Consider the following 22,803-nt stretch of genomic DNA (forward strand, 5'->3'; position numbering starts at 1 on the left):
AGCCCGGATACATTAGCGCAAGCCTGATTTACCGTTCATCGTGACTGGATAGCAAAAGGTGGGCTGACCATACATTTGGTTACTTTGGGGCTTTTCCAAAGTGACCCGCCGTAAGGGCGGAACCAATACCCGCCATCACCCAAATAACGGATATGCCCCCAATCACAACCCCCGACTCCCGACTCCCCCGAATCAAATCATAAGCCTTCCTGGCAATCGGATTCGCCGTATTCGGCCAAACCCAAAGGCAATACGTCACCTCCGGCAACCGCGGCAACCCATCGCGGGTTCGCGCTGGCGGGTTGAGACAGAAAAAGCGCTCCCACCTTGCGTGGGAGCGCTTGGCCGGTCAGTGCTTGACTGGCGTTGGCAAGGTCACCAGGTTGACGTAGCCATCCCAGAATTTCTTCTGGTCTACGCCGAACACCACCTTGGCTTTTTGCGTGCCTACAGGTGCGCCTTTCTGGTAGCCCAGTGCGCGGCCGTAGTCGGCGCCAAAGGTGGCATCCACATCCACCCACAGATCCCGGGACTCGGTGACGATGTCCGGGTTGACCAGGTACAGCGCCGGCAAGCTGTCCCAGGTAAAGCTGTGGTAGCTCGGGTCCTTGTCGAACAAGGGGCCGAACTCGTGCTTGTACAGATCGGCAATCGCGCCTTTCTGGGCAATCACGCGCTGGTACACCGTTTTGTCGAAGGTGACTTTCTCGCACACATCATTGGGGAAAATCACGTGTTCGATCGGCGAGCGCAACACGATCTTCGCGGCCTCCGGGTCGAACCACCAGTTGAATTCCGCCGCTGGCGTGGTGTTGCCCGGAATCTCCAGGGCACCGCCCATGTACACAATGCGCTTGATCAGCGGCACGATGTCCGGCGCCGAACGAATCGCCAGGGCGATGTTGGTCAGCGGCCCGACCGCCAGAATCGTTACCTGATGCGGGTTGGCGCGCACGCTGTCGACGATGAATTGCGCGGCGGTTTCCTTGCGCAATTGGGTGTGCGTCGCCAGGCCATCAGGTGGCGCGATCAACTGCTTGGGCGAAGTAGGGCGGGGGTTCTTGAATGCCCCCGGCCAGCCGGAACCGAACAGCGCCTTCTCCGCCTCGTAGGTGGCGTAGTCATGCAGCAGCGGGTAGGCGGCGCCGGAGTAGACGCCGACCTCTTTCTCCACGCCCATGCGTTCCACGGCCTTGAGCGCATCGACCTGCTCCTGGTCGACCCAGGCGTTGCCGCTGACAAGGGTCATGCCCAGCAGTTCGATGCGTTTTTGCGCGTGGAGCTGGGCGAGCATGATGAAGGCCTGGCCGTCATCGTTGAGCACGTTGAAGTCGGTATCAAAAATGACTTTCTCCGTGGCCTGGGCGGTGCCGGCACACAGGCCTACGGCAACAAGCAGTGCGCAGCTTTTCAGGAAACCTTGCATGGTGATTCATCCGAAAATTATTGTTGTTAACGGTTCACCAGTTTCGCCGGCAAGGCGATGACCAGGAAGCTGCTGAGGATCAGGCAGCCGGCGAAAAACCACAAGGCACCCGCGCTGCTGCCTGTGACGTCGATCGCAACGCCCATCAACGAGTTGCTCACCAAGCCTGCGATATTCGCCACCGAACAGGCCAAAGCAAAGCCGGTGGCCGCCGCGGTGCCTTTGAGAAAGGTCGCCGGCAGGCTGAAGAACACCGGCACCGCGCCGATGATCGCCGCCGAAGCAATCGCAAACAGCGCTACCGTGGCCGCCACGTTATGGGTGAAGAACGTGCTCGTGGCCATGGCCGCCGCGCCGATGAAAAACGGCACGATGATGTGCCAGCGGCGTTCGCGGTGCTTGTCGGAGCTGGCGCCGATCAGCAGCATGCCGAGCAGGGCGGCGACGCTCGGTAGTGCAGTGAGCACGCCGATATGGAAGGTGTCGGTGACCCCGGCGTTGCGGATGAACGTCGGCATCCAGAAGCCCATGGCGTAGGCGCTGAGCAGGATCGAGAAGTCGATACCGCCAAGCATCCAGACCTTGAGGTTGAAGAAGCCGTCACGGAAACTGTGCTTGCTGGCGGAGCCGTCGGCGTCGTCCTTGCGCAACTCGGTTTCCAGCAGGGCCTTTTCCTCGTCCGACAGCCATTTGGCTTGCTGGTAGGTGTTGGGCAGGGCCCAGAAGGTCAGCACGCCCAGCAACACGCTGGGCACCGCTTCGATCAGGAACAGCCACTGCCAGCCACGCAGGCCACCCATATGATCGAAGTGGCCCATGATCCAGCCGGACAGCGGGCCGCCGATCACGCTGGAGAGCGGCAGGCCGATCATGAACAACGCAATGATGCGCCCGCGTCGGTGGGTGGGAAACCAGGTGGTCAGGTAGTACAGCACGCCCGGCAGAAAGCCCGCCTCGGCGGCGCCGAGCAGGAAACGCAGGATGTAGAACTGGGTCGTGGAGGTGACCAGCATGGTGCAGGCAGAGAGCAGGCCCCAAGTGATCATGATCCGCGCGATCCAGATCTTCGCGCCGACCCGCTCCAGAATCAGGTTGCTTGGGACCTCAAAGATGATATAGCCGACAAAGAACAGCCCGGCGCCGAGGCCGAACGCGGTTTCGCTGAACTGCAACTGGTCGAGCATCTGCAACTTGGCGAAGCCGATGTTGATGCGGTCCAGGTAGGCGGCCAGGTAGCAGAAGCACAGGAAGGGAATCAGCTTCCAGGTGATCTTGTGGTAAAGCGTGTTGACGGGGTCTGCGACCGTGGTCGCGGGCGCTGCATTCGCAATGGGCATTGGGTGTCTCCTGGCGGTGACTTATGGTTTTTATACAGCCGCTTTTGTTCCAGCACTTCGGAGTGCTGTAGAAGCGACTTCCAAAGGCAGTGTCAGAAGACTGAGTCGGTCCTGCTGGAGGTGATCAAGTGTGGGAGCGAGCAAGCCCGCTCCCACATTGGATTGCATTCCAAAGTGGACGCTCAGTTTTTTCAAGACCGTGCTCTTTGGCACGGTTCTCATGAATCCTTATTGCTCCCTGAACTTACGCATTGCCTCCTGCTTACTCACCACGTCGCCATACTTGCTGTCGATATCGAACAGGTTGGCCTCATGGGGCGCCGGGTGTCGATCGCCGACGCATTCGCGCACGACGATGGTGCGAAACCCGTGCTGCACCGCATCCACCGCCGTGGCGCGGATGCAACCGCTGGTGGAACAGCCGGCCAGCACGACGGTGTCGATGCCCTGGGCATGCAGCATCGGCGCCAGGCTGCTGCCGAAAAACGCACTGGCGTACTGTTTGGTAATGACGACTTCCTCGGCCAGCGGCAACACCTCGGCACAGAAGGCCGCGAGTGGGTTGCCTTCGACCATGTCTTTCATCACCGGGGCTTTTTTCACCCAGATCCCGCCATCGACGAAATGGCCGGGATGGTAGCGGATATTGGTGTGGACTACCGCAATCCCGTGTTGGCGTGCGGTGGCGAGCAGCTCGACGCTTTGCGCCACGGCCGTGACCACGCCGGGCGCGAACAGCGGCGCGCCTTCGGTGGTGTAGCCCTGCATGAAGTCGATCATCAGCAGTGCGGCCTTTTTGCCAAAGCCGATGCGGTTGCCCCACACGCCCTGGTAGTTGGCGTCGGCGGATTGTTCACTCATCTTTCAACCCCTCATCTTTAGGCTTTACACATTCCCTGTGGTGAGCGGGGCAAGCCCGCTCACCACAACAGCCGCTCAGTTCTCGCGGAAATTAGTAGGCCCCGGAGAGCAGGGCGCCGGCGCCGGGCACGATGGGCTCCAGGTCCAATGCCTTAAGCATCGCGTAGGTGGTGGCAATGGCGGCGGTCAGCACCGGTTTGCCGGTTTGTGCCTCGACCTTGGCCACTACCGGCAGCGACTGCATCTGCACGCAGGCCGACAGCACGATCACGTCGACGCCTTCCAGGTTCATGCCGGCGACGATGGCTGGCAGGTTGGCCGGGTCGTGGCGGGCTACTTCAAGGTTGTCGGGGATCTCAAGGGCACGCCAATCTACGACTTCAAAGCCTTCTTCACGGATGTAGTTCACCACCAGCTCAGTCAGCGGCTTCATGTACGGCGCGACAATCGCGATGCGCTTGGCGCCCATCACTTTCAGGCCTTCGATCAAGGCGCCGGCGCTGGTGATCACGGGCGCGTTGGCGTCGTTGTCAGCGGTGGCTTTGCGCAGGCGCTGTTCGGAGTTGCGGTGATAACCCAAGCCCATGGCCATGATCGCCACCAGGCACGCATAACCCAGTACGTCGACCTTGGCGTCGGACAACTCGACGGCGCAGCGGTCGGATTCGCCGTCCATGGCCGCCAGTTCTTCCTTGCGCACTTGCTTCATGCGCATGCGGCTGGAGTGAAAGGTGAAGCGCTCGGGTCGGATCGCCTGGCGCGCGGTGAGCATCGCCGGAATTTCGGTTTCCATGGTGGTGTTGGAGCTCGGCACGATCTGGCCGATGCGGTAAGGCTTCTGCATGGTTGTCTCCATTCTTATTGTGTGAGGAAGTAGCCGAGGGCGATGAAGAAGCCGTCGAGGTCATCCCACGGGATCATGTGCCCGGCGTTCGGCACTCGGGCGACTTGGATGCTCGGCTGCAGCGCCTGAATCTCGGCAATGTCCTCATCGAGGATCACGCCACCGCGCCCGGCCACCATCAACAGGGCCGGGGCCTTGAGGTGGGGCAGGTCCTGATGGAAATCCACTTCGTGGAAGTCATTGAAGGCACGCACGATGGCGGGCTCGTAGCAGGTGTGCAGCCATTCGGCGCGCAGTTGCAGTTGTTCCTGGGTCCAGGTGGCGCAGAAGGCGCGCATCGCCTCGGCGTCCATACCCACCAGGGATTGGCGGATGGAGTCGACGTACCACGGCAGCTTGCTCGGGTATTCACGTCGGCCCGGGCCGGAGACCGGTGGGTCGATCAGCACCACGCGCTTCACGCCTTGAGGGTGTTTGACTGCACTGCGCACGGCAAAGCGTGCACCCATGGAGTGGCCCATCAGGTGGTAGCTGTCCAGGTTCAATGCGTTGGCAAAGGCAGCGATGTCCTCGGCGCAGGCGTCCGCGCTGTAATCCAGCTCGGGACCGGTCGAAGACAGGCCGCGACCGCGCACATCCAGCACATAGGTGTCGAACTGCGCGCCGAGGCGCTCGGCGACAAAGCCCCAGGTGATGGCCGGGCTGGTGATGCCGGGGATCAGGATCAGCGCCGGGCCTTTGCCGCCGTAACGCAGGTAGTGTTGGCGAATGCCGTTGGCCTGCACGTTGCCGCCATAGAGAAAAGTGCTCACGCGGCCACTCCTGATTTGAGTTCCTGGGCGTACAGGTCATAGCCGTAGACCCAGGCCGGATCTTCCTGGGTGCGCAGCCAGGTGTTGGCGTTGGACACGGCCTGCACGCGGGATGCGCGCTCCTTGCGGTTGGCTTCGTAGAGCTGGAACGCGGTGCGGTAGTCGCTGATGCCGGTTTCCTGCAGGCAACGGGTGAGCATGGCGGCGTCTTCGATGGCCATGCCGGCGCCCTGGGCCATGTGCGGTTTCATCGGGTGGCAGGCATCGCCGAGGAGTACCAGGCGGCCACGGCTCCACAACGGCAGCGGGTTGCGGTTGCGCAGCGGCCATTTGGTCACGCTTTCTGTGGACTCGATCAGGGCCTGGACGGTGGGATGGTAGCCCTTGAAGGCGTCGAACATCTCTTCGCGGCTGCTGTCGACGAACGCGCCCTGGAAGTCCCATTCGGCATGGGGCACACCGGTCACGTAGTAGTACTCGTCGCGCTTGCCGGTGGTGTAGTAGACCATCATGTGGCGGTCTTCGGTCCACCACTTGATGCAGTCTTCGAACTTCAGGTCGTACTTGGCGAGCTGGTCACCCCGGATCAGCGCACGGTGTGCGACCCAGCCGCTGTACAGCGGTTTTTCCACACCGAGCAGTTCTTCGCGGATCTTGGAGTTGATGCCGTCGGCACCGATCACGATGTCGGCGTAGGTCACTTGGCCGTCGGCGAAGGTCAGGCGCACCTGGGTGTCGGTTTCTTCAAGGGTTTCCAGGCGCTTGTTGAAGTGCAAGGTGCCGGGCTTGAGGGTGGACATCTGCAGCGCATGCAGGTCGCCACGGTGCACGGTGATGTAGGACGCGCCGTAGCCGGTGAGCGGGATGCGCGAGAGGTAGTCGCCAGTTTCGCCGCAACGGCTAAACCAATGCTCGGGGTGCGAGCCCATCAGGTCCAGCTGCTTTTCGATGCCCATGCGGCGGAAGATTTTCATGATGTTGGGGCCCATATGGATCCCCGCGCCCAATCGGGAAAACTCCGGCGCCTGTTCGTAGACATCCACGTCGAAGCCGGCTTGCTGCAACAGGGTGGCCGCGGCGGCTCCGCCCAGGCCTGCGCCGACGATGGCGATTTTCTGAGTGCTTCCCATGGGGCGTATTCCTCTCTCTTTTTGATTTTTGGCGGTGTCTGTCCGCAAGGTTTTTAAAGTGTATACGCTCATTTTTTGAAATGGGAAGCCTGTGTTTGCAAATTTATTTTTTGGCCGTATTTGTCCTGTGTAACGTTTTGTGGTTAGTAAATGCCGGGCTTGTTTCGATAGGTAACGTTTTTGTGTGCCGCTTGCAGTCTGCCGCTAATTCGGGTCTTATCGTTATGAAATGGCGTATACGCTATAAAAATGCACTAGAGTGAAGCGCAGTGCCTGAACTTGGTGCAGGCCCACAGGAGACAGGAAAATGCCGGTAAGCGATTGCGAACTGACCCAGATGTTTGAACACGTGTTGACGCTGTCCAAGGTCGACCCGACCCAGAGCGTTGCCGTGCTCAAGAGCCATTACTCCGACCCGCGCACCGTGCGTGCCGCGATGGACGCTGCGCAGCGCCTGGGGGCCAAGGTGTATGCGGTGGAGTTGCCGTCGTTCAATCATCCCAGGGCGATGGGCAACGACATGACCGCCTACTGCGGCGACACCGCGCTTACCGGCAATATCGCCGCCCAGCGTGCCCTGGAGGCCGCCGACCTGATCGTCGACACCATGATGCTGCTGCACTCGCCGGAGCAGGAGCAGATCCTCAAGACCGGCACGCGCATTCTGCTGGCGGTGGAGCCGCCGGAAGTGCTGGCGCGCATGCTGCCGACCGAAGAAGACAAAGTGCGCGTGCTGGCGGCCGAGCAGTTGCTGAAAAAGGCCCGTTCGATCCACGTGAAATCCCGCGCCGGCAGTGACTTCCGCGCCGCCTTGGGGCAGTACCCGTCGGTGACCGAATACGGTTTTGCCGATGAGCCGGGGCGCTGGGATCATTGGCCGAGTGGTTTCCTGTTCTCCTGGCCCAACGAAGAAACCGCCGAAGGCGTGCTGGTGCTGGACATCGGCGACATCCTGCTGCCGTTCAAGACCTACACCCGCGAGAAGATCACCCTGGAGATCGAGAAGGGCTTCATCACCAAGATCCACGGGGGATTCGAGGCCGAGTACCTGCGTGACTACATGAAGTACTTCAACGACCCTGAGGTGTACGGCATCTCCCATATCGGCTGGGGCCTGCAGCCACGGGCGCAGTGGACGGCGATGGGCTTGCATGACAAGAACGACGGCATGTGCATGGACGCACGGGCGTTCTATGGCAATTTCCTGTTCTCCACCGGGCCGAATACCGAAGTGGGCGGGACGCGCAAGACGCCGTGCCATATGGATATTCCGCTGCGTAATTGCGACGTGTACCTGGATGATGAGGCGGTGGTCATCGCCGGTGATGTGGTTGCGCCGCCAGCCTCCCTCGCACGCTGATCATCGGTGTGGGGATGGAGTATCATGCCTCCCCACCTTAACCACCCACCGAGCCCCGCCGTGCCAGATTCCTACGTCTTTTCTGAACAAGTCGGCCACCTGTTGCGCAAGGCCTACCAGCGCCACTTGGCGATCTTTCAGCAGAATGTCGGCGACTCCCAGCTCACCGCCGTGCAGTTCGTCACCCTGTGCGCGTTGCGCGATCACGGTGCAAGCTCGCTGACCGAACTGGTCAAGGCTACGGCCGTGGATCAGGCGACCATTCGCGGCATCGTCGAGCGACTCAAGGCCAAGGAACTGATCAGCCTGGAACCGGACCCGCAGGACAAGCGCAAAGTGGTGGTCGACCTGTCCCCGGCAGGCGCCGAACTGGTCGCCCAGACTGCGCCGCGCGCCGCGCAGATCAGCGAATTGACCCTGAGCAATCTCAACCCGGCCGAACGGGTTGCGGTGCTGTTCCTGTTGCGCAAGATGATCGACGACCCGCAGGAATAATTGTGGTGAGCGGGCTTGCCCCGCGCTGGGGCGCGAAGCGGCCCTGAAACCAGACACCGCAATTCATCTGGAAGAACTCAGTGGCATTATTGGGGCGGCTGCGCCACCCAGCGCGGGGCAAGCCCGCTCACCACAGGGTATCTATCCGCCTTCTGGCACCGCTTTTGCTTTGAGTTCATGTAGTAGCCACTTCATCCGTCAAGTGTGTCGTGAGACCCCAGGTCCACGACGCTTTTTTTTGACTGTTTGATGTAGTGCCTACTTCACCAACTGTTACGGGCGAAGCGAATGATCAGCCAGCACATTACGGTAACGCTTGAGGTCAATGGGCAAAAAAGCGACGTCAGCGCCATGGCGGACACACCGCTGTTGCTGGTGCTGCGCAATGACCTGGAACTCAATGGCCCCAAATACGGCTGCGGCCTGGGGGAGTGCGGTGCGTGCACCGTGATCATCGATGGGGTGGCGGCCCGTTCCTGCGTGTTTCCGTTGTCGGGTGCCGCAGGCCGCGAGATTGTCACCCTGGAAGGCCTGGGCACGCGCCAGGCGCCGCACCCGGTGCAACAAGCCTTTATCGACGAGCAGGCCGCGCAATGTGGCTACTGCCTCAACGGCATGATCATGACCACCAAGGCCTTGCTCGACCGTAACCCAAACCCCAGCGAAGCCGAGGTGCGCAACGAGCTGTCGGGCAACCTCTGCCGTTGCGGCACCCATATCGAAATCCTGCGCGCCGTGTTGCGTGCGGCCCGCCTGATGACCGTGGATTGATGACCATGACCGACACCCCCCTTACCCGTGACCAGTGGCTGGCCAAGGCTGGCGTTTTGTTGATCATCGATGATGTGTTGCCGCCTTCGGGGCCGGTGGCCAAGGGCGGTACGCCCACTGTGAAACCCAAGGAACTTGGGCTGTTTATTGCGGTAAACGATGATGGTCTGGTGTACGCGTTCAATGGCCATGTGGACCTGGGCACCGGCATTCGCACGTCGTTGGCGCAGATCGTCGCCGAAGAGCTCGACCTGGCGATGGAACAGGTGAAGATGGTGCTTGGCGACACCGAGCGTGTGCCCAACCAAGGGGCGACCATCGCCAGTGCAACTTTGCAGATATCTGCAGTGCCGCTGCGTAATGCCGCAGCCGAAGCGCGGCGGTTCCTGTTGGCGCGGGCGGCGGGGCGCCTGGGTGTGAGCACGGCCAGTCTGAAGGTCGACGCCGGCGTCATTCACGCGGCAGATGGGCGCTCCACGACATATGCCGAACTGGTCAGCGGCCAGCATGATCAACTGCGCATCAGCGGTGATGCACCACTGAAGGCCATCGAGGACTATCGCCTGGTGGGCAAGGGCACTGCTCGGGTGGATATCCCCGGCAAAGCCACTGGCGAGCTGACCTACGTACACGACATGCGCGTGCCGGGCATGCTGCATGGCCGGGTGATTCGCCCGCCGTATGCAGGGCTTGATTGCGGCGACTTTGTCGGCAACAGTCTGTTGAGTGTGGATGAAGCGTCCATCGCGCATATCCCCGGTATTGTTGCGGTGGTGGTGATCCGGGATTTTGTCGGCGTGGTGGCGCTGCGTGAAGAGCAGGCCGTCAAGGCTGCCAGCGAGTTGCAGGTGCACTGGAAACCCTGGCACCACGCGTTACCGGACATGAGCGATGTCGAACAGGCGATCCGCGACAATCCCCGCGTACGCCGCACCGTGCTTGACCAGGGCAATGTCGACGAAGCCCTGGCAGGCGCGAGCCAACGCATGCCGCGCAGTTATCTCTGGCCGTACCAGATGCACGGTTCGATCGGCCCCTCCTGCGGCGTGGCGGATTATTCGCCAGCCGGCAGCCGGGTGTGGTCAGGCAGCCAGAATCCGCACCTGCTGAGGGCCGACCTGGCATGGCTGCTGGAGTGCGATGAAGCGCTGATCGATGTGATCCGCATGGAGGCCGCCGGTTGTTATGGGCGCAATTGCGCGGATGACGTCTGCGCCGATGCCTTGCTGTTGTCCCGTGCGGTGGGCAAGCCGGTGCGCGTGCAATTGACCCGCGAGCAGGAACACCTGTGGGAGCCCAAGGGCACGGCGCAACTGATGGATGTCGACGGCGGCCTCAACGCCGATGGCAGCATCGCCGCCTACGACTTTGAAACCAGCTACCCCTCCAATGGCGCGCCGACCCTGGCGCTGTTGCTGACCGGCCGCGTCGAGCCGGTGGCGGCGATGTTCGAGATGGGCGACCGCACCTCGATCCCGCCCTATGACATCGACAACCTGCGCGTGACCATCAACGACATGGCGCCCATCGTGCGCGCCTCGTGGATGCGCGGCGTGTCGGCCTTGCCTAATACCTTTGCCCACGAGTCCTACATCGACGAACTGGCTTTCGCCGCCGGCGTCGACCCGGTGGAATACCGTCTGCGTTACCTCAAGGACGAGCGCGCCATCGACCTGGTGAAATCCACCGCCGAACGCGCCAACTGGGTGCCGCGCACGGCGCCGATGCAAGCCGCGAACGAGGATCACCTGTTGCGTGGCCGTGGCTTCGCCTATGCGCGCTATATCCACAGCAAATTCCCTGGTTTCGGTGCGGCCTGGGCGGCGTGGGTGGCGGATGTGGCCATCGACAAACAGACCGGCGATGTGTCGGTGACCCGCGTGGTGATCGGGCATGACTCGGGGATGATGATCAACCCGGCCGGGGTGCAGCACCAGATCCACGGCAATGTGATCCAGTCCACCAGCCGTGTGTTGAAGGAGCGGGTGACCTTTGAAGAGTCGACGGTGGCGAGCAAGGAGTGGGGCGGTTATCCGATCCTGACCTTCCCCGAAGTGCCAAAGATCGACGTGATGATGATGCCGCGCCAGGACCAGCCACCCATGGGTGCCGGTGAGTCGGCGTCGGTACCCAGTGCGGCAGCAATCGCCAATGCGATCTATGACGCCACCGGCATCCGTTTTCGCGAACTGCCGATCACCCCGGAGCGGGTGCTGGCGGCATTGAACGCGGGCAGCTTGGGCGAGCCTGCCAAGTCGCCGGAGAAACGCCGCAAGTGCTGGTTTGGTGCACTGTTCGCCACGTTGGGTGCGTTGCTGGCGACGGCCTGGCCGTTCCACAGTGAAATCGCGCCAATTGCACCCCCCAGCGCCGGCACCTGGTCCAAGGCCACCTTGGAACGCGGGCGGTTGTTGGCCGCGGTGGGCGACTGCGCGGTGTGCCACACGGCCCCCGGTGGCGCGACCAACGCCGGTGGGCTGGCGATGCAGACGCCGTTCGGCACGCTGTACAGCAGCAATATCACGCCGGATGTGCAGACGGGCATCGGCGCCTGGTCCTACCCGGCGTTCGAGCGGGCGATGCGGGACGGCATTGGTCGTGACGGGCGCAATCTGTATCCGGCGTTTCCCTATACGGCGTTTCGCAATATCAACGACGCGGACATGCAGGCCCTGTATGCCTATTTGATGTCCCAGGCCCCGGTGAGCCAGGCGCCGACGCCGAATGCGATGAGCTTTCCGTTCAATCTGCGGCCGTTGATGGCGGGCTGGAATGCCCTGAATTTGCGGCGTGGTGAAATCACGCCGCAGCCTGAACGCGGTGAGCAATGGAATCGCGGTAATTATCTGGTCAACGGCCTGGGCCACTGCGCCGCGTGCCATTCGCCGCGCAACCTGATGGGGGCGGAGAAGGGCGGTAAGGCGTTCCTGGCGGGCGGCAGGGTCGATGGCTGGGAGGCGCCAGCGTTGACAGGGCTGTCGAAGGCGCCGACGCCGTGGACCGAAGACCAATTGTTTACCTACCTGAGCACCGGCTATTCCGACGCCCACGGCGTGGCCGCAGGCCCGATGGGACCGGTGGTGAGTGAGTTGTCGAAACTGCCTAAGGCGGATATCCGCGCGATGGCGGTGTACCTGGCGTCACTTAACAGCGAAGCGGCGGCCGAGGCCCGGGTGGCAGCTGCCGCTACCGTTCCAAATCCCAATGGCCGGCGGGTGTTCGAGGGATCATGCAAGGCCTGCCATGCCGACGGCCTGGGGCCGAAATTGTTTGGGGTAAGCCCGTCGTTGGCAACCAATACCAATGTGCACAGCGATCAGCCGGATAATTTGATCAAAGTGATTTTGCAAGGTATCAGCACGCCGGCGACCAAGGATCTGGGGTATATGCCGGGGTTCAAGGACAGTTTGTCGAATAGCCAGGTGGCGGATTTGGCGGCGTACCTGCGCGGGCAATTCGCGCCAAGTGCGCCGCAGTGGAAGGGTCTGGAACAGAAGGTGGCCCACCTGCGCGCCAACCCCGGTACTCACTGACACTGCGCGATAAAAACTGTGGGAGCGGGCTTGCTCGCGAATGCGGTTGTCCAGTCAACATCTGCAGCGACTGGCACTCCGCGTTCGCGAGCAAGCCCGCTCCCACATTTGGATTGCATTTCTACAGGGGGATGGGAGATACCCCACGCACCACCAAATCACTGATAAACCCCAGCCAATCCTGCTGCTGCCCCTTGTCCGACAGGTCTTCCCCAAGAAACGAACTCAGCGTGTGCCGGTTGGAGTTATAGAAGTAGCACAGCGAAGCAATCATCAAGTACACGTGCTTGAGGTCCACATCCTGGCGAAACACGCCCTGGGCCTGGCCGGCTTCGATGATCGGCTTAAGCACGCCCACGGCTTCCCCCGACAACCTGCGCATCTCGCCAGACTGCTGGGCATGTTTGCCCTGATGCAGGTTCTCGATGCTCAGGATCGCCACGAATTCCGGGTGCTTGACGTAGTAGTTCCAGATAAACGCCACCAAGTCACGCAGGGCCTGCTCCGGTGCGTCGAGGTTGAGCTTGAGCTTGCTTTCGGCTTTGTTGAATTGCTCGTAGATGTGCTCCAGCACGCAGACGAACAGGTGTTCCTTGCTGCCGAAATAGTAATAAAGCATGCGGTCGTTGGAGTCGGCTTCCTTCGAGATGGTGTCGACGCGTCCGCCGGAATAACCGTCGCGGGTGAACACCTTGACCGCCGCCTGGAGGATGCGCGCGCGGGTCTGGTCGGCCTGTTGGGCGCGGATGCCGGTCTTCTTGATCGCCATGTCAAAGGGGCCTTGCAACACAGTCTGGGCGCGAAATATAGCATGGGCTTTTTCGCGTCCGTTCTATGGCCGACAAGTTCTGTAATAAAAACGCCATTGCGCTGGGGATTAAATTCGCAACGGGCTATTTTGGTGCGTCTCAATAACTAGAGTAGCCATGGATGAAATACCAACCCTTCAGCCGTACCTTGATAGCCACCGCCCTGGTGTTGACGGTCAGTGGTGTACACGCCGCTTCCCAGGCCCCGGTGGCCGGTGAAAATGGCATGGTGGTGACGGCTCAGCATTTGGCAACTCATGTCGGCGTGGATGTGCTCAAGGCCGGCGGCAATGCGGTCGATGCGGCGGTGGCCGTGGGCTACGCACTGGCCGTGGTGTACCCGGCGGCGGGTAACCTGGGCGGCGGTGGTTTTATGACCGTGCAACTGGCGGACGGGCGCAAGACCTTCCTCGACTTCCGCGAGAAAGCCCCGCTGGCGGCCACCGCCAACATGTACCTGGACAAAGACGGCAATGTCATTGAGGGCCTCAGCGCCAAGGGCCACCTGGCCGTTGGTGTGCCCGGCACTGTCTCGGGCATGGAGCTGGCCCTGAGCAAATACGGCACCCTCAAGCGCGCCCAAGTCATCGCCCCGGCGATCAAACTGGCGGAGAACGGCTTCGAGCTGGAGCAGGGCGATATCGACCTGTTGCACACCGCCACCGGCGAGTTCGAAAAAGACAAGGACATGCGCGGGATCTTCTTGCACAACGGCCAGCCGATGCAGGTCGGCCAGAAGCTGGTGCAGAAAGACCTGGCCAAGACCCTCAAGGAAATCTCGGCCAAGGGCAGCGACGGTTTCTATAAAGGCTGGGTGGCCAAGGCCCTGGTCGATTCCAGCCAGGCCGGCAAAGGCATCATCACCCAGGCTGACCTCGACAAGTACAAGACCCGCGAACTGGCGCCCATCGAGTGCGACTACCGTGGCTACCACGTGGTCTCGGCACCGCCTCCAAGCTCCGGCGGCGTAGTGATCTGCCAGATCATGAACATCCTCGAAGGTTACCCGATGGCCGACCTCGGCTATCACTCGGCCCAGGGCCTGCACTACCAGATCGAAGCCATGCGCCACGCCTACGTGGACCGCAACAGCTACCTCGGCGACCCGGACTTCGTGAAGAACCCGATCGAGCACCTGCTGGACAAAAACTACGCGGCGAAACTTCGCGACGCCATCGAACCGCAAAAAGCCGGTGACTCCCAGGCGATCAAGCCAGGCGTGTCGCCCCATGAAGGCAATAACACCACCCACTATTCCATCGTCGACAAGTGGGGCAACGCGGTGTCGGTCACCTACACCCTCAACGACTGGTTCGGTGCGGGCGTAATGGCGAGCAAAACCGGGGTGATCCTCAACGATGAAATGGACGACTTCACCGTCAAGGTCGGCGTGCCGAACATGTACGGTCTGGTCCAGGGTGAAGCCAACGCCATCGCTCCAGGCAAGGCGCCGCTGTCGTCGATGAGCCCGACCATCGTAACCAAGGATGGCAAGGCCGTGATGGTGGTCGGTACGCCGGGTGGCAGTCGCATCATTACCGCGACCTTGCTGACCATCCTGAATGTCATCGACTACAAGATGAACATCCAGGAAGCCGTGGATGCGCCGCGTTTCCACCAGCAATGGATGCCGGAAACCACCAACCTGGAAACCTTTGCGGTGAGCCCGGACACCCAGAAGATCCTTGAAAGCTGGGGCCACAAGTTTGCCGGGCCTCAGGATGCCAACCACCTGGCGGCGATCCTGGTCGGTGCGCCGTCCCTGGGTGGCAAGCCGGTGGGTAACAACCGCTTCTATGGCGCGAATGACCCGCGTCGCAACACGGGCCTGTCCCTGGGCTACTAAGCACCGCTGTAGTGAGCGGGCTTGTCCCGCGTTGGGTTGCGTAGCGGCCCCAATAAAAACACCGCGGTCTGCCAGTCAGAACGCGGTGTTTGGTTTTAGGGCGGCTTCGCCCCCCAGCGCGGGACAAGCCCGCTCACTACAATAATTCTTCTACGGACTTGAAGGCCGCGACTCGGCGTTCTTCCCAATTCCCCTTGATCACCACGACTGCCTGTTGATGCTGCTGCATCCACGCGAGGCTTTCCTGGAAAAACGCCTGGCGATCCGCCAGTTGCGGCTGGCAGCGCTGGCCGTCGGCCGTCCATTCCACATCATCTGGTGACAACAGCAAGTGCAGGTCGTAATGACGAGCCAGCAGTTCGCTGTCGAGCCAGGCCGGGTAGTCGCCGAACAGGGTCTGGCTCCAGAGCTTGTTGGTCAGCAGATGGGTATCGAGGATCAACAGTCCCGGCTGCTGGGCGCGGGCGGCGTCTTCCCAGGCCAGTTGGCCACGAGCGATGGCCGGGATGTCGGCCAGGGTGGTGTCGCGTTGATGATGATCGATGAAATAACGTACGTATTCATCCACCACCAAGCCGCCAAAATGCGCTTGCAACTGCGCCGCCAGCCAGCTTTTACCGCTGGACTCCGGGCCGGCCAGTACCACCACCTTCATGCGTGCAACGCCGGGTCGGCGCGCCATTCGCGCCAGCCTTGCACGGCAATCACGGTGAACAGCGCGTAGAGCGCGGCGGTAAGGTAGAGACCTTTGTAGAGAAACAGTCCGACGAAGATCACATCCACGGCGATCCACAGTGGCCAGCACTGCACGCGTTTCTGCGCCATCCACATCTGCGCCACCAGGCTGAAGCCGGTGAGGGCGGCGTCGAGCCAGGGCTGGGCGGCATCCGTCCAGTGCGCCATAGCGGCGCCGAGCAACAGGCTGCCAACTGCGCCCACCGCCAGGCTGGCCATGATCGCTGGCACGCCGAGGCTGCTGACCTGGCGCCCTTGCTTGACCTCGCCGGCACGTGTCCACTGCCACCAGCCGTAGACTTGCAAGGCGGCATAGACCACCTGCAACAGCATGTCGGAATAGAGTTTCACGTCGAAAAACACCCAGGTGTAGAGCAACACCATTACCAGGCCGATGGGCCAGCACCAGGGGTTTTGCTTGACGGTCAGCCACACGGCAATCACCCCGAGGGCGGCGGCGAACAGTTCAAGCCCGGACATGGTGGTTCCTTGGGAGAGTGGAAGAGGGCGGTGATTGTAACCAAAGAAGATTGGCGTAGGAATTAACTGCTGTGGTTGTGGTGAGCGGGCTTCTGTGGTGAGCGGGGCAAGCCCGCTCACCACAGGGTCAGACCTTGAATTGGCGCAGCAGGCCGTCGAGCTGTTCGCTCAGGCCACGCAGATGCACACTCGCCACACTCGACTGTTCTGCCGCCAACGCCGTGCTGTGGGACAAGCCCGCGGCTTGGGTGACGTTCTGGTTGATGTCCTCCACCACGTGGGCCTGTTGCAGGGTGGCGCTGGCAATCGAGGCATTGAGGCCATTGAGGTTGCGCAGCGCCTGGCCGATGGCGGTCAGGCTGGCCCCGGCCTGGCCGGCTTGTTCGATGGTCAGTTGCGAGGCGCTGTGGCTGTCGCTGATCACCTTGACCGCGGCTTCCGAGTGGCCTTGCAGGCGTTCGATCATGCCCTGGATTTCGGCAGTGGATTTTTGCGTGCGCTGGGCCAAAAGCCGCACTTCATCGGCCACCACGGCGAAGCCACGTCCTTGTTCACCGGCGCGGGCTGCTTCAATCGCGGCGTTGAGGGCCAGCAGGTTGGTCTGGTCGGCAATCGAGCGGATCACTTCAAGCACGCTGCCGATCTGGGTACTTTCCGCAGACAGGGTGCGAATCACCTCCACTGCCTGGCTGATGGTGCTGGAGAGCTGGTCAATCTGCTGCAGGCTGCCGTCGATATTCACTTGACCTTGCTGCGCCTGAGCCTGGGCGTCGCGCATTTCGCTGGCGGCGTGTTCGGCGTTCTTGGCCACGTCCTGCACGCCGTAGGTGACTTCGTTGATGGCGGTGGCCACCAGTTCCATCTGCTGGGATTGTTGCTGGCTGCGGTCATGGGCCTGGGTCGCGTTGCTGCCCAGTTCTTGGGACGACTGGCCCAGTGCATTGGCGCACACCTGCAATTGGCCCACTACCTGGCGCAGCTTGGCGGTGAAGCTGTTGAAATGCCGGGACAGTTGGGTGACTTCGTCCTGACCGTGGGTATCGAGGCTGCGGGTCAGGTCGCTTTCGCCGCTGGCGATGTTACCCATGGCGTTCACCGCGTCCTGCAACGGCCGCACAATACTGCGTGCGATCAGTGAGACCAGCAGCGCCATCACCAGTGCGATCCCCAGGCCGATGAACGAGGCTTTCCAGACCTGGCCGCTGAACTCGGCCTGCACATCGTCGACGTACACACCGGAGCCGATGATCCAGCCCCACGGTTCGAACAGTTGGATATACGAGGTCTTGGCCACCGGCGCTTCGGCGCCCGGTTTTGGCCAACGATAGTTGACGATGCCGGCGCCCTTGGCCTTGGCCAGGATCACGAACTCGTTGAACACGGCAAACCCGTCAGGGTCGCGGATGGCCGAGAGGTTCTGGCCGTCGAGCTTGGGGTTGGCCGGGTGCATGATCATCACGGGCGTGAGGTCATTGATCCAGAAATAGTCGTCATGGTCGTAACGCAAGCCACGCACCGCGCTCAAGGCTTGCTTCTGGGCGGCTTCGCGGGTCATCACGCCCGTGGTTTCGAGGCCATGATAAAACGTCAGGATCCCACTGGCGGTCTGGACTACGTGCTGGGTCTGCTGGCTCTTGGCCTGGTACAGGTCGTCATGAATCTGCTTGAGCATCAGCAAACCCAAGGCCAGCAGCATCAGCACGGCGACTATCAGGATCAGCCACAGGCGCCGGCTGATCGACATATTGCGCAAACTGTTCATCGTCCTGTCACTCCGTGCTTTTATAATTGTGGGTGCTGCATCGACTTTTCCGCCTTGTCTGATAGGCTTTCGGCCTGTATTCGGAAAACCTGAGTACTGTCTGATTTTTCACAAGATTTTTGCAGGTCGGGGTTGAAACTCAACACCGCGTCTTGTCGTCAGTGAACCATTAAAAAGATTAACGAGGCTTGCCATAGCGCAAGACCTTTGGGGGAAGCATGGATTTTTGGACCGCCATACAGGCATTGATTCTTGGCGTTGTGGAGGGGCTGACCGAGTTCCTGCCGATATCCAGCACCGGCCACCAGATCATCGTCGCCGACTTGCTCGACTTTACCGGCGATCGCTTCAATGCGTTCAACATCATTATCCAGCTGGGCGCGATTCTGGCGGTGGTGTGGGAGTTTCGCGGCAAGATTTTCGAAGTGGTCAGCGGCCTGCCGACCCAGCGCAAGGCCCAGCGGTTTACCGTCAACCTGCTGATCGCCTTCCTGCCGGCGGTGGTGCTGGGGGTGATTTTTGCCGACCTGATTCACCACTACCTATTCAACCCGATCACCGTAGCCACGGCGTTGGTGGTGGGTGGTGTCATCATGTTGTGGGCCGAGCGCCGCGAGCATGAAGTGCATGCCGAAACCGTCGATGACATCACTTGGAAAGACGCGCTCAAGGTCGGCATGGCCCAGTGCCTGGCGATGATCCCAGGGACTTCGCGTTCCGGCTCGACCATCATTGGTGGCTTGCTATTTGGGCTGTCGCGCAAGACCGCCACCGAATTCTCGTTCTTCCTGGCGATGCCGACCATGGTCGGTGCGGCGGTGTATTCGGGCTACAAGTACCGTGACCTGTTCCAGCCTGCGGACTTGCCGGTGTTCGCCATTGGCTTTGTGACCTCGTTCATCTTCGCGATGATCGCAGTGAAGGGCTTGCTCAAATTCATTGCCAGCCACAGCTACGCGGTGTTTGCGTGGTACCGCATTGCGTTCGGTTTGCTGATCCTGGCGACCTGGCAGTTCGGTTGGATCGACTGGGCGGCCGCCAAGGCATGATGATCCAGCACCCCCGCCTGAAGGCGGCGATCTTCGTGCTGCTGTGCGCAGCGCCGTTGCTCGGCTCGGTGCTGGTGTGGCAGCGCGGCGAGACTGTGATTCCGCTGGCGGCTTATGGCGTGGTCAGCGTGATCGCGTTCTTCCTTTACTGGAGCGACAAGCGCAAGGCGCGCACCGACAGTTGGCGCACCCCGGAAAATATCCTGCACGCTGTGGAACTGGCGGGCGGATGGCCGGGGGCGTTGATTGCCCAGCAGGTGTTCCGGCACAAGACGCGCAAGGTGTCTTACCAGGTGTTGTTTTGGGTGATTGTGTTGCTGCATCAGGTGTTCTGGCTGGATCAGTTGGTCCTGGGGGGCACCTTGCTTTCAGTGCTCTAGGCTTGGGCCAGACCTGTGGTGAGGGAGCTTGCTCTGATGGTCGACCGAGCTGTATCAGGTGTAATAGATCAAAATGTGGGAGCGGGCTTGCCCGCGAAAGCTATGTGTCAGGCGCTAGAGTTCTGAGATCGGAGTACATATCCATTTATTTGGTAACGGCTGATATTGGTTCCGCCCTTACGGCGGGTCACTTTTGGAAGAGCGCCAAAAGTAACCAAAAACGCTTCGCCCCACCACTCGGCACCTCGCCTAGGCTCGGTGTGCCCTCACTCCGGCCAGCGTGGTTGACGGGGCGCCTGAGATCAAAAGCAAATCAAAAGCAGAGCAACCGATATTCACTTAGATACCTAGGTGCGATTGCGTCAATCGTCCAGCAACAACCCAATCTGCGTACGCTTGGGCAACTTGCTGACGACAAGCTGGTGAGAACGCCGCAACAACCCACGCAACTCCTCAGCACCCAGCGGATACGGCGTATTCATGATGACCCACTGCGCCCGCGCCAGGTACGGCGCCGGGTGAATGCCCGGGCGGTCCACATGGCCGAGGAACAACTCCTTGTCGACCTTGAACGCCAACGACTCACCCCGCAGGTTCTGCAGGGCAAACATCTTGTTGCCCGCAATCGAAAATACGCGCACACCGCCCCATTTATAGTCCTCCCGCGCGCCCGGCAGGCTTAGGCAGAACGCGGCGACTTGTTCTTCGGTCATCTTCATAGCAGGCGGTCTCCACAACCTTTGAAACCTTCTTCCAGATAATCGATCCAGGCACGAATGGCCGGCAACACGCCACGACGATGCGGGTACACCGCCTGTAACCAGCCGCCGGGCAAGGACCACTCCGGCAGGAGTTGCACCAACCGGCCGTTGGCCAATTCCTCTTCGCAATACATCATCGGCAGTACGGTAAAGCCCAGGCCCATGATGGCGCTGGCCTTGCGCACGATGAAATCGTCGATACCCAGCCGTGCTTCCATCGCCAGGTCGTGGGTGTTGCCCTGGGGGTCAAGGATGCGTTGATGCACCAGGCGATCCGCCTCCAACGCACCCAGGATGGGTAGCTGCTTGAGATCTTCAAGGGTCGCCACCTGGCGGCCGTGCATCAGCACGGGGCTGGCCACCAGCACCGTCTGGGCTTGACGCAGGCGTTTGGTGACCAGCAGCGGGTCCTCGTCCCCCAATTCGCGCACCCGCAAGGCGACGTCGATGCCTTCAGCGACCAGATCGACGCGGCGGTTGACCAGCGTCATCTCCAGTTGCACCTGGGGGTGAGCCGCCAGAAACCCGGCCACCAATTCCGGCAGGATGTGCTGGGCCATGCCCACCGGGCAACTGACCCGCAGCCGTCCACGGGGCTCGCTGGACATGCTGGCGACCGCCTCATCGGCCATTTCCGCTTCCAGCAGCATCGCCTGGCAATGCCGCAGGTAGCGCTCGCCGACGGCGGTGAGGGTGAGTTGGCGTGTAGTACGTTGCAGCAGCCGCGCACCGAGGCGTTCTTCCAGCTCGGCGATGCGCCGCGACAGCCGCGACTTGGGAATCCCCAGCAGCCGGCCGGCGGCGGCGAAGCCACCGGCTTCCACCACTTTGGCGAAATAGTAGAGGTCGTTGAGGTCTTGCATGGGCAACCTATTGTCCTGTCAGTGGGACGAACTATCCGCGTCTGACGAGGGCAAATCCACTACAAATGTGCGCCGGCCATCAACACGTACTTCACGTGCACATACTCCTCGATGCCGTAATAGCTGCCTTCACGGCCGTAACCGGACTGTTTGATGCCACCAAACGGCACGGAAGCGGTGCCCACTGATCCTGAGTTGAGGATCACCATGCCGGCCTCCAACTGGCGCGACAGGCGCAACGACCGTCCCAGTGCGCTGGTGTAGGCGTAGGCCACCAGGCCGAATTCGGTCTGGTTGGCGCGGTTGATCACTTCGGCTTCATTCTTGAACGAATAGATAGCGAACACCGGGCCGAAGATCTCCTCGGTCGCCAGGGGAGAATCGTCCTGCAAGCCAGTTAATACCGTCGGCTCGTAGAACAGACCGCCTTTGGCGTGGGGCTTGCCGCCCATCAACACCTTGGCCCCGGCGGCCTTGGCGTCTGCCACCAGGCGCGTCACCTTATCGAAGCCCAGTTGATTGATCATTGGTCCGACCACAAAGTCTTCACGCAAGCCTTGGTCCACTTCGATCTCGGCCACGGCGCGCTTCAAACGCTTGATGAAATCCTCGAGGATGCTGTGTTGCACGAAGATGCGGTTTGGAGAGATGCACACCTGGCCGGAGTTGCGCAGTTTGGCGCTGACCAGTCCTTTCACCGCTTCGTCGAGGTTGGCGTCCTGGAACACGATAAACGGCGCATTGCCGCCCAGTTCCAGGGTCATCTTCTTGATGCTGGCAGCGCATTGTGCGGCGAGCAACTTTCCGACGCCGGTGGAGCCGGTGAACGAGATTTTGCGGATGCGTGGGTCACCGGTCAGGATCGGGCCAATTTCGTTCGGGTCGCCCACCACCACTTCCAGAACGCCTTCCTCAATCCCGGCCTTGCGCGCGTACTCGAGCAACTTGAGGGCGGTGAGTGGGGTGTCTTCAGCGGGTTTGATCACCATGGTGCAGCCGGCCGCCAGCGCCGTGGCGACCTTGCGGGTGATCATCATGAACGGGAAGTTCCACGGAGTGATGGCGGCGACGGGGCCGATGGCTTCCTTGGTCACCATCACATTGGCATTGCGGTCGTGAGTGGGAATGGTGTCGCCGTACACGCGCTTGGCCTCTTCGGCGTACCACTCGATAAAGCCCAGGCCGTAGTCGATTTCGCCGCGGGCTTCGCTCAGGCACTTGCCGTTTTCGCGACAGAGCAGTTCGGCGAAGGCTTCCTTGTCGGCTTTTACCGCGTCGTGCCAGCGGCGCAGGATGTCGCTGCGTTCCTTGGCAAGCTTGGAGGACCAGTCAGGGAAGGCGACACAGATGCGGTCGACGGCAGCCTTGACCTCGTTTGCGGTGTTCTTGGCGACACGGCCGATTTCTTCACCGTTGGCAGGGTTGTAGACGATAAGCATGGGGAGATCTCCGAGGGCTGAAAGTGCTGTTTCAGGCTACGCAAGTGCGGTATTCGAGCGAATATCCATTCCAATGTGCTGATTGCCTATTCCTATTAGTCCGTAGCCTC

Annotated in this window: 20 protein-coding genes and 1 pseudogene; 7 read left to right on the forward strand and 14 right to left on the reverse strand. The window is 61.3% G+C overall.

The genetic code is table 11. From position 1 onward, the window contains the following. Positions 1-178: 178 nt before the first annotated feature. The 7 genes and pseudogenes from EJ576_RS29950 to EJ576_RS09050 all read right to left on the reverse strand — a co-directional run. Positions 179-283, reverse strand: a pseudogene (locus EJ576_RS29950) (LysR family transcriptional regulator); the annotation flags it as partial. A 66-nt stretch (positions 284-349) separates the two neighbouring features. Continuing rightward, positions 350-1,426, reverse strand: coding sequence for a nucleoside hydrolase (locus EJ576_RS09025; RefSeq protein WP_126570114.1), 1,077 nt, complete (start codon positions 1,424-1,426; stop codon positions 350-352). Between the two features lie 26 nt (positions 1,427-1,452). Continuing rightward, on the reverse strand, positions 1,453-2,763 hold the full coding sequence (locus EJ576_RS09030) for an MFS transporter (RefSeq protein ID WP_068933475.1): 1,311 nt from the start codon (positions 2,761-2,763) through the stop codon (positions 1,453-1,455). A gap of 228 nt (positions 2,764-2,991) precedes the next feature. Then, positions 2,992-3,624 carry an N-carbamoylsarcosine amidohydrolase gene (locus EJ576_RS09035; protein ID WP_028616027.1) on the reverse strand — a complete coding sequence of 211 codons (633 nt, stop codon included), beginning with the start codon at positions 3,622-3,624 and terminating at the stop codon, positions 2,992-2,994. A gap of 91 nt (positions 3,625-3,715) precedes the next feature. Then, positions 3,716-4,468 carry an Asp/Glu racemase gene (locus EJ576_RS09040; RefSeq protein ID WP_010210656.1) on the reverse strand — a complete coding sequence of 251 codons (753 nt, stop codon included), beginning with the start codon at positions 4,466-4,468 and terminating at the stop codon, positions 3,716-3,718. 14 nt (positions 4,469-4,482) lie between these two features. After that, positions 4,483-5,280 carry an alpha/beta fold hydrolase gene (locus tag EJ576_RS09045; RefSeq protein ID WP_126570116.1) on the reverse strand — a complete coding sequence of 266 codons (798 nt, stop codon included), beginning with the start codon at positions 5,278-5,280 and terminating at the stop codon, positions 4,483-4,485. Continuing rightward, entirely contained in the window at positions 5,277-6,410 is a 1,134-nt protein-coding gene (locus EJ576_RS09050) for an FAD-dependent monooxygenase (RefSeq protein WP_068933471.1), read from the reverse strand. Before EJ576_RS09050 ends, EJ576_RS09045 begins: the two co-directional genes overlap by 4 nt. A 307-nt stretch (positions 6,411-6,717) precedes the next feature. On the opposite strand from EJ576_RS09050, the gene EJ576_RS09055 reads away from it, so the two are divergent. The 4 genes from EJ576_RS09055 (at position 6,718) to EJ576_RS09070 (ending at position 12,569) form a co-directional block, all read left to right on the forward strand. Further along, positions 6,718-7,770 carry a 2,5-dihydroxypyridine 5,6-dioxygenase gene (locus EJ576_RS09055; RefSeq protein ID WP_078048281.1) on the forward strand — a complete coding sequence of 351 codons (1,053 nt, stop codon included), beginning with the start codon at positions 6,718-6,720 and terminating at the stop codon, positions 7,768-7,770. A gap of 60 nt (positions 7,771-7,830) precedes the next feature. Beyond that, a complete protein-coding gene (locus EJ576_RS09060; RefSeq protein ID WP_016977981.1) occupies positions 7,831-8,265 on the forward strand; it encodes a MarR family winged helix-turn-helix transcriptional regulator in 435 nt (144 codons plus the stop codon). A 288-nt stretch (positions 8,266-8,553) separates the two neighbouring features. After that, on the forward strand, positions 8,554-9,036 hold the full coding sequence (locus tag EJ576_RS09065; protein WP_028616030.1) for a (2Fe-2S)-binding protein: 483 nt from the start codon (positions 8,554-8,556) through the stop codon (positions 9,034-9,036). A gap of 5 nt (positions 9,037-9,041) precedes the next feature. Then, positions 9,042-12,569 carry a molybdopterin cofactor-binding domain-containing protein gene (locus EJ576_RS09070; protein WP_126570119.1) on the forward strand — a complete coding sequence of 1,176 codons (3,528 nt, stop codon included), beginning with the start codon at positions 9,042-9,044 and terminating at the stop codon, positions 12,567-12,569. A 121-nt stretch (positions 12,570-12,690) separates the two neighbouring features. Here the strand turns inward: EJ576_RS09070 and EJ576_RS09080 are convergent, their stop codons facing one another. Continuing rightward, positions 12,691-13,338 carry a TetR/AcrR family transcriptional regulator gene (locus EJ576_RS09080; RefSeq protein ID WP_126570120.1) on the reverse strand — a complete coding sequence of 216 codons (648 nt, stop codon included), beginning with the start codon at positions 13,336-13,338 and terminating at the stop codon, positions 12,691-12,693. Between the two features lie 161 nt (positions 13,339-13,499). Here EJ576_RS09080 and ggt point away from each other — a divergent pair, with 161 nt between their 5' ends. Further along, positions 13,500-15,224, forward strand: a complete 1,725-nt coding sequence (gene ggt / locus EJ576_RS09085) for a gamma-glutamyltransferase (protein WP_095016062.1) — start codon at positions 13,500-13,502, stop codon at positions 15,222-15,224. Positions 15,225-15,360: 136 nt separating this feature from the next. Here ggt and EJ576_RS09095 read toward each other — a convergent pair whose 3' ends face one another. From EJ576_RS09095 to EJ576_RS09105, 3 genes are all read right to left on the reverse strand, one after another. After that, positions 15,361-15,879 carry an AAA family ATPase gene (locus EJ576_RS09095; RefSeq protein WP_126570361.1) on the reverse strand — a complete coding sequence of 173 codons (519 nt, stop codon included), beginning with the start codon at positions 15,877-15,879 and terminating at the stop codon, positions 15,361-15,363. Further along, on the reverse strand, positions 15,876-16,439 hold the full coding sequence (pnuC, locus tag EJ576_RS09100) for a nicotinamide riboside transporter PnuC (protein WP_016977988.1): 564 nt from the start codon (positions 16,437-16,439) through the stop codon (positions 15,876-15,878). The genes EJ576_RS09095 and pnuC overlap by 4 nt, the downstream gene beginning before the upstream one ends. Positions 16,440-16,566: 127 nt before the next feature. Continuing rightward, positions 16,567-18,201 (reverse strand): methyl-accepting chemotaxis protein, encoded by a 1,635-nt coding sequence (locus EJ576_RS09105; protein WP_122726819.1) that lies wholly within the window; start codon positions 18,199-18,201, stop codon positions 16,567-16,569. Positions 18,202-18,419: 218 nt separating this feature from the next. Here EJ576_RS09105 and EJ576_RS09110 point away from each other — a divergent pair, with 218 nt between their 5' ends. Together EJ576_RS09110 and EJ576_RS09115 are read left to right on the forward strand one after the other, a co-directional pair. Next, a complete protein-coding gene (locus EJ576_RS09110) occupies positions 18,420-19,250 on the forward strand; it encodes an undecaprenyl-diphosphate phosphatase (RefSeq protein WP_122726821.1) in 831 nt (276 codons plus the stop codon). Then, positions 19,247-19,630: a DUF1294 domain-containing protein gene (locus tag EJ576_RS09115; protein ID WP_122726823.1), complete on the forward strand. Its 384-nt coding sequence runs from the start codon at positions 19,247-19,249 to the stop codon at positions 19,628-19,630. The genes EJ576_RS09110 and EJ576_RS09115 overlap by 4 nt, the downstream gene beginning before the upstream one ends. Positions 19,631-19,992: 362 nt before the next feature. Here EJ576_RS09115 and EJ576_RS09120 read toward each other — a convergent pair whose 3' ends face one another. Genes EJ576_RS09120 through EJ576_RS09130 form a run of 3 tightly spaced genes read right to left on the reverse strand, consistent with a single transcriptional unit; the run spans position 19,993 to position 22,693 of the window. After that, positions 19,993-20,349 carry an MmcQ/YjbR family DNA-binding protein gene (locus EJ576_RS09120; protein WP_123477255.1) on the reverse strand — a complete coding sequence of 119 codons (357 nt, stop codon included), beginning with the start codon at positions 20,347-20,349 and terminating at the stop codon, positions 19,993-19,995. Further along, positions 20,346-21,254, reverse strand: a complete 909-nt coding sequence (locus EJ576_RS09125) for a LysR substrate-binding domain-containing protein (protein ID WP_122726828.1) — start codon at positions 21,252-21,254, stop codon at positions 20,346-20,348. The genes EJ576_RS09120 and EJ576_RS09125 overlap by 4 nt, the downstream gene beginning before the upstream one ends. A 59-nt stretch (positions 21,255-21,313) precedes the next feature. After that, positions 21,314-22,693 carry an NAD-dependent succinate-semialdehyde dehydrogenase gene (locus EJ576_RS09130; protein ID WP_126570122.1) on the reverse strand — a complete coding sequence of 460 codons (1,380 nt, stop codon included), beginning with the start codon at positions 22,691-22,693 and terminating at the stop codon, positions 21,314-21,316. Positions 22,694-22,803 lie beyond the last annotated feature (110 nt).

The organism is Pseudomonas sp. C 49-2 (genome assembly GCF_003970195.1).
Lineage (GTDB): Bacteria > Pseudomonadota > Gammaproteobacteria > Pseudomonadales > Pseudomonadaceae > Aquipseudomonas > Aquipseudomonas canadensis.

Bases quoted from the DNA above. Each gene is read 5' to 3' on its own strand.
- EJ576_RS09025 (WP_126570114.1), bottom strand. From the start codon at position 1,426: ATGCAAGGTTTCCTGAAAAGCTGCGCACTGCTTGTTGCCGTAGGCCTG.
- EJ576_RS09030 (WP_068933475.1), bottom strand. From the start codon at position 2,763: ATGCCCATTGCGAATGCAGCGCCCGCGACCACGGTCGCAGACCCCGTC.
- EJ576_RS09035 (WP_028616027.1), bottom strand. From the start codon at position 3,624: ATGAGTGAACAATCCGCCGACGCCAACTACCAGGGCGTGTGGGGCAAC.
- EJ576_RS09040 (WP_010210656.1), bottom strand. From the start codon at position 4,468: ATGCAGAAGCCTTACCGCATCGGCCAGATCGTGCCGAGCTCCAACACC.
- EJ576_RS09050 (WP_068933471.1), bottom strand. From the start codon at position 6,410: ATGGGAAGCACTCAGAAAATCGCCATCGTCGGCGCAGGCCTGGGCGGA.
- EJ576_RS09055 (WP_078048281.1), top strand. From the start codon at position 6,718: ATGCCGGTAAGCGATTGCGAACTGACCCAGATGTTTGAACACGTGTTG.
- EJ576_RS09065 (WP_028616030.1), top strand. From the start codon at position 8,554: ATGATCAGCCAGCACATTACGGTAACGCTTGAGGTCAATGGGCAAAAA.
- EJ576_RS09070 (WP_126570119.1), top strand. From the start codon at position 9,042: ATGACCGACACCCCCCTTACCCGTGACCAGTGGCTGGCCAAGGCTGGC.
- EJ576_RS09080 (WP_126570120.1), bottom strand. From the start codon at position 13,338: ATGGCGATCAAGAAGACCGGCATCCGCGCCCAACAGGCCGACCAGACC.
- ggt (WP_095016062.1), top strand. From the start codon at position 13,500: ATGAAATACCAACCCTTCAGCCGTACCTTGATAGCCACCGCCCTGGTG.
- EJ576_RS09095 (WP_126570361.1), bottom strand. From the start codon at position 15,879: ATGAAGGTGGTGGTACTGGCCGGCCCGGAGTCCAGCGGTAAAAGCTGG.
- pnuC (WP_016977988.1), bottom strand. From the start codon at position 16,439: ATGTCCGGGCTTGAACTGTTCGCCGCCGCCCTCGGGGTGATTGCCGTG.
- EJ576_RS09105 (WP_122726819.1), bottom strand. From the start codon at position 18,201: ATGAACAGTTTGCGCAATATGTCGATCAGCCGGCGCCTGTGGCTGATC.
- EJ576_RS09110 (WP_122726821.1), top strand. From the start codon at position 18,420: ATGGATTTTTGGACCGCCATACAGGCATTGATTCTTGGCGTTGTGGAG.
- EJ576_RS09115 (WP_122726823.1), top strand. From the start codon at position 19,247: ATGATGATCCAGCACCCCCGCCTGAAGGCGGCGATCTTCGTGCTGCTG.
- EJ576_RS09120 (WP_123477255.1), bottom strand. From the start codon at position 20,349: ATGAAGATGACCGAAGAACAAGTCGCCGCGTTCTGCCTAAGCCTGCCG.
- EJ576_RS09125 (WP_122726828.1), bottom strand. From the start codon at position 21,254: ATGCAAGACCTCAACGACCTCTACTATTTCGCCAAAGTGGTGGAAGCC.
- EJ576_RS09130 (WP_126570122.1), bottom strand. From the start codon at position 22,693: ATGCTTATCGTCTACAACCCTGCCAACGGTGAAGAAATCGGCCGTGTC.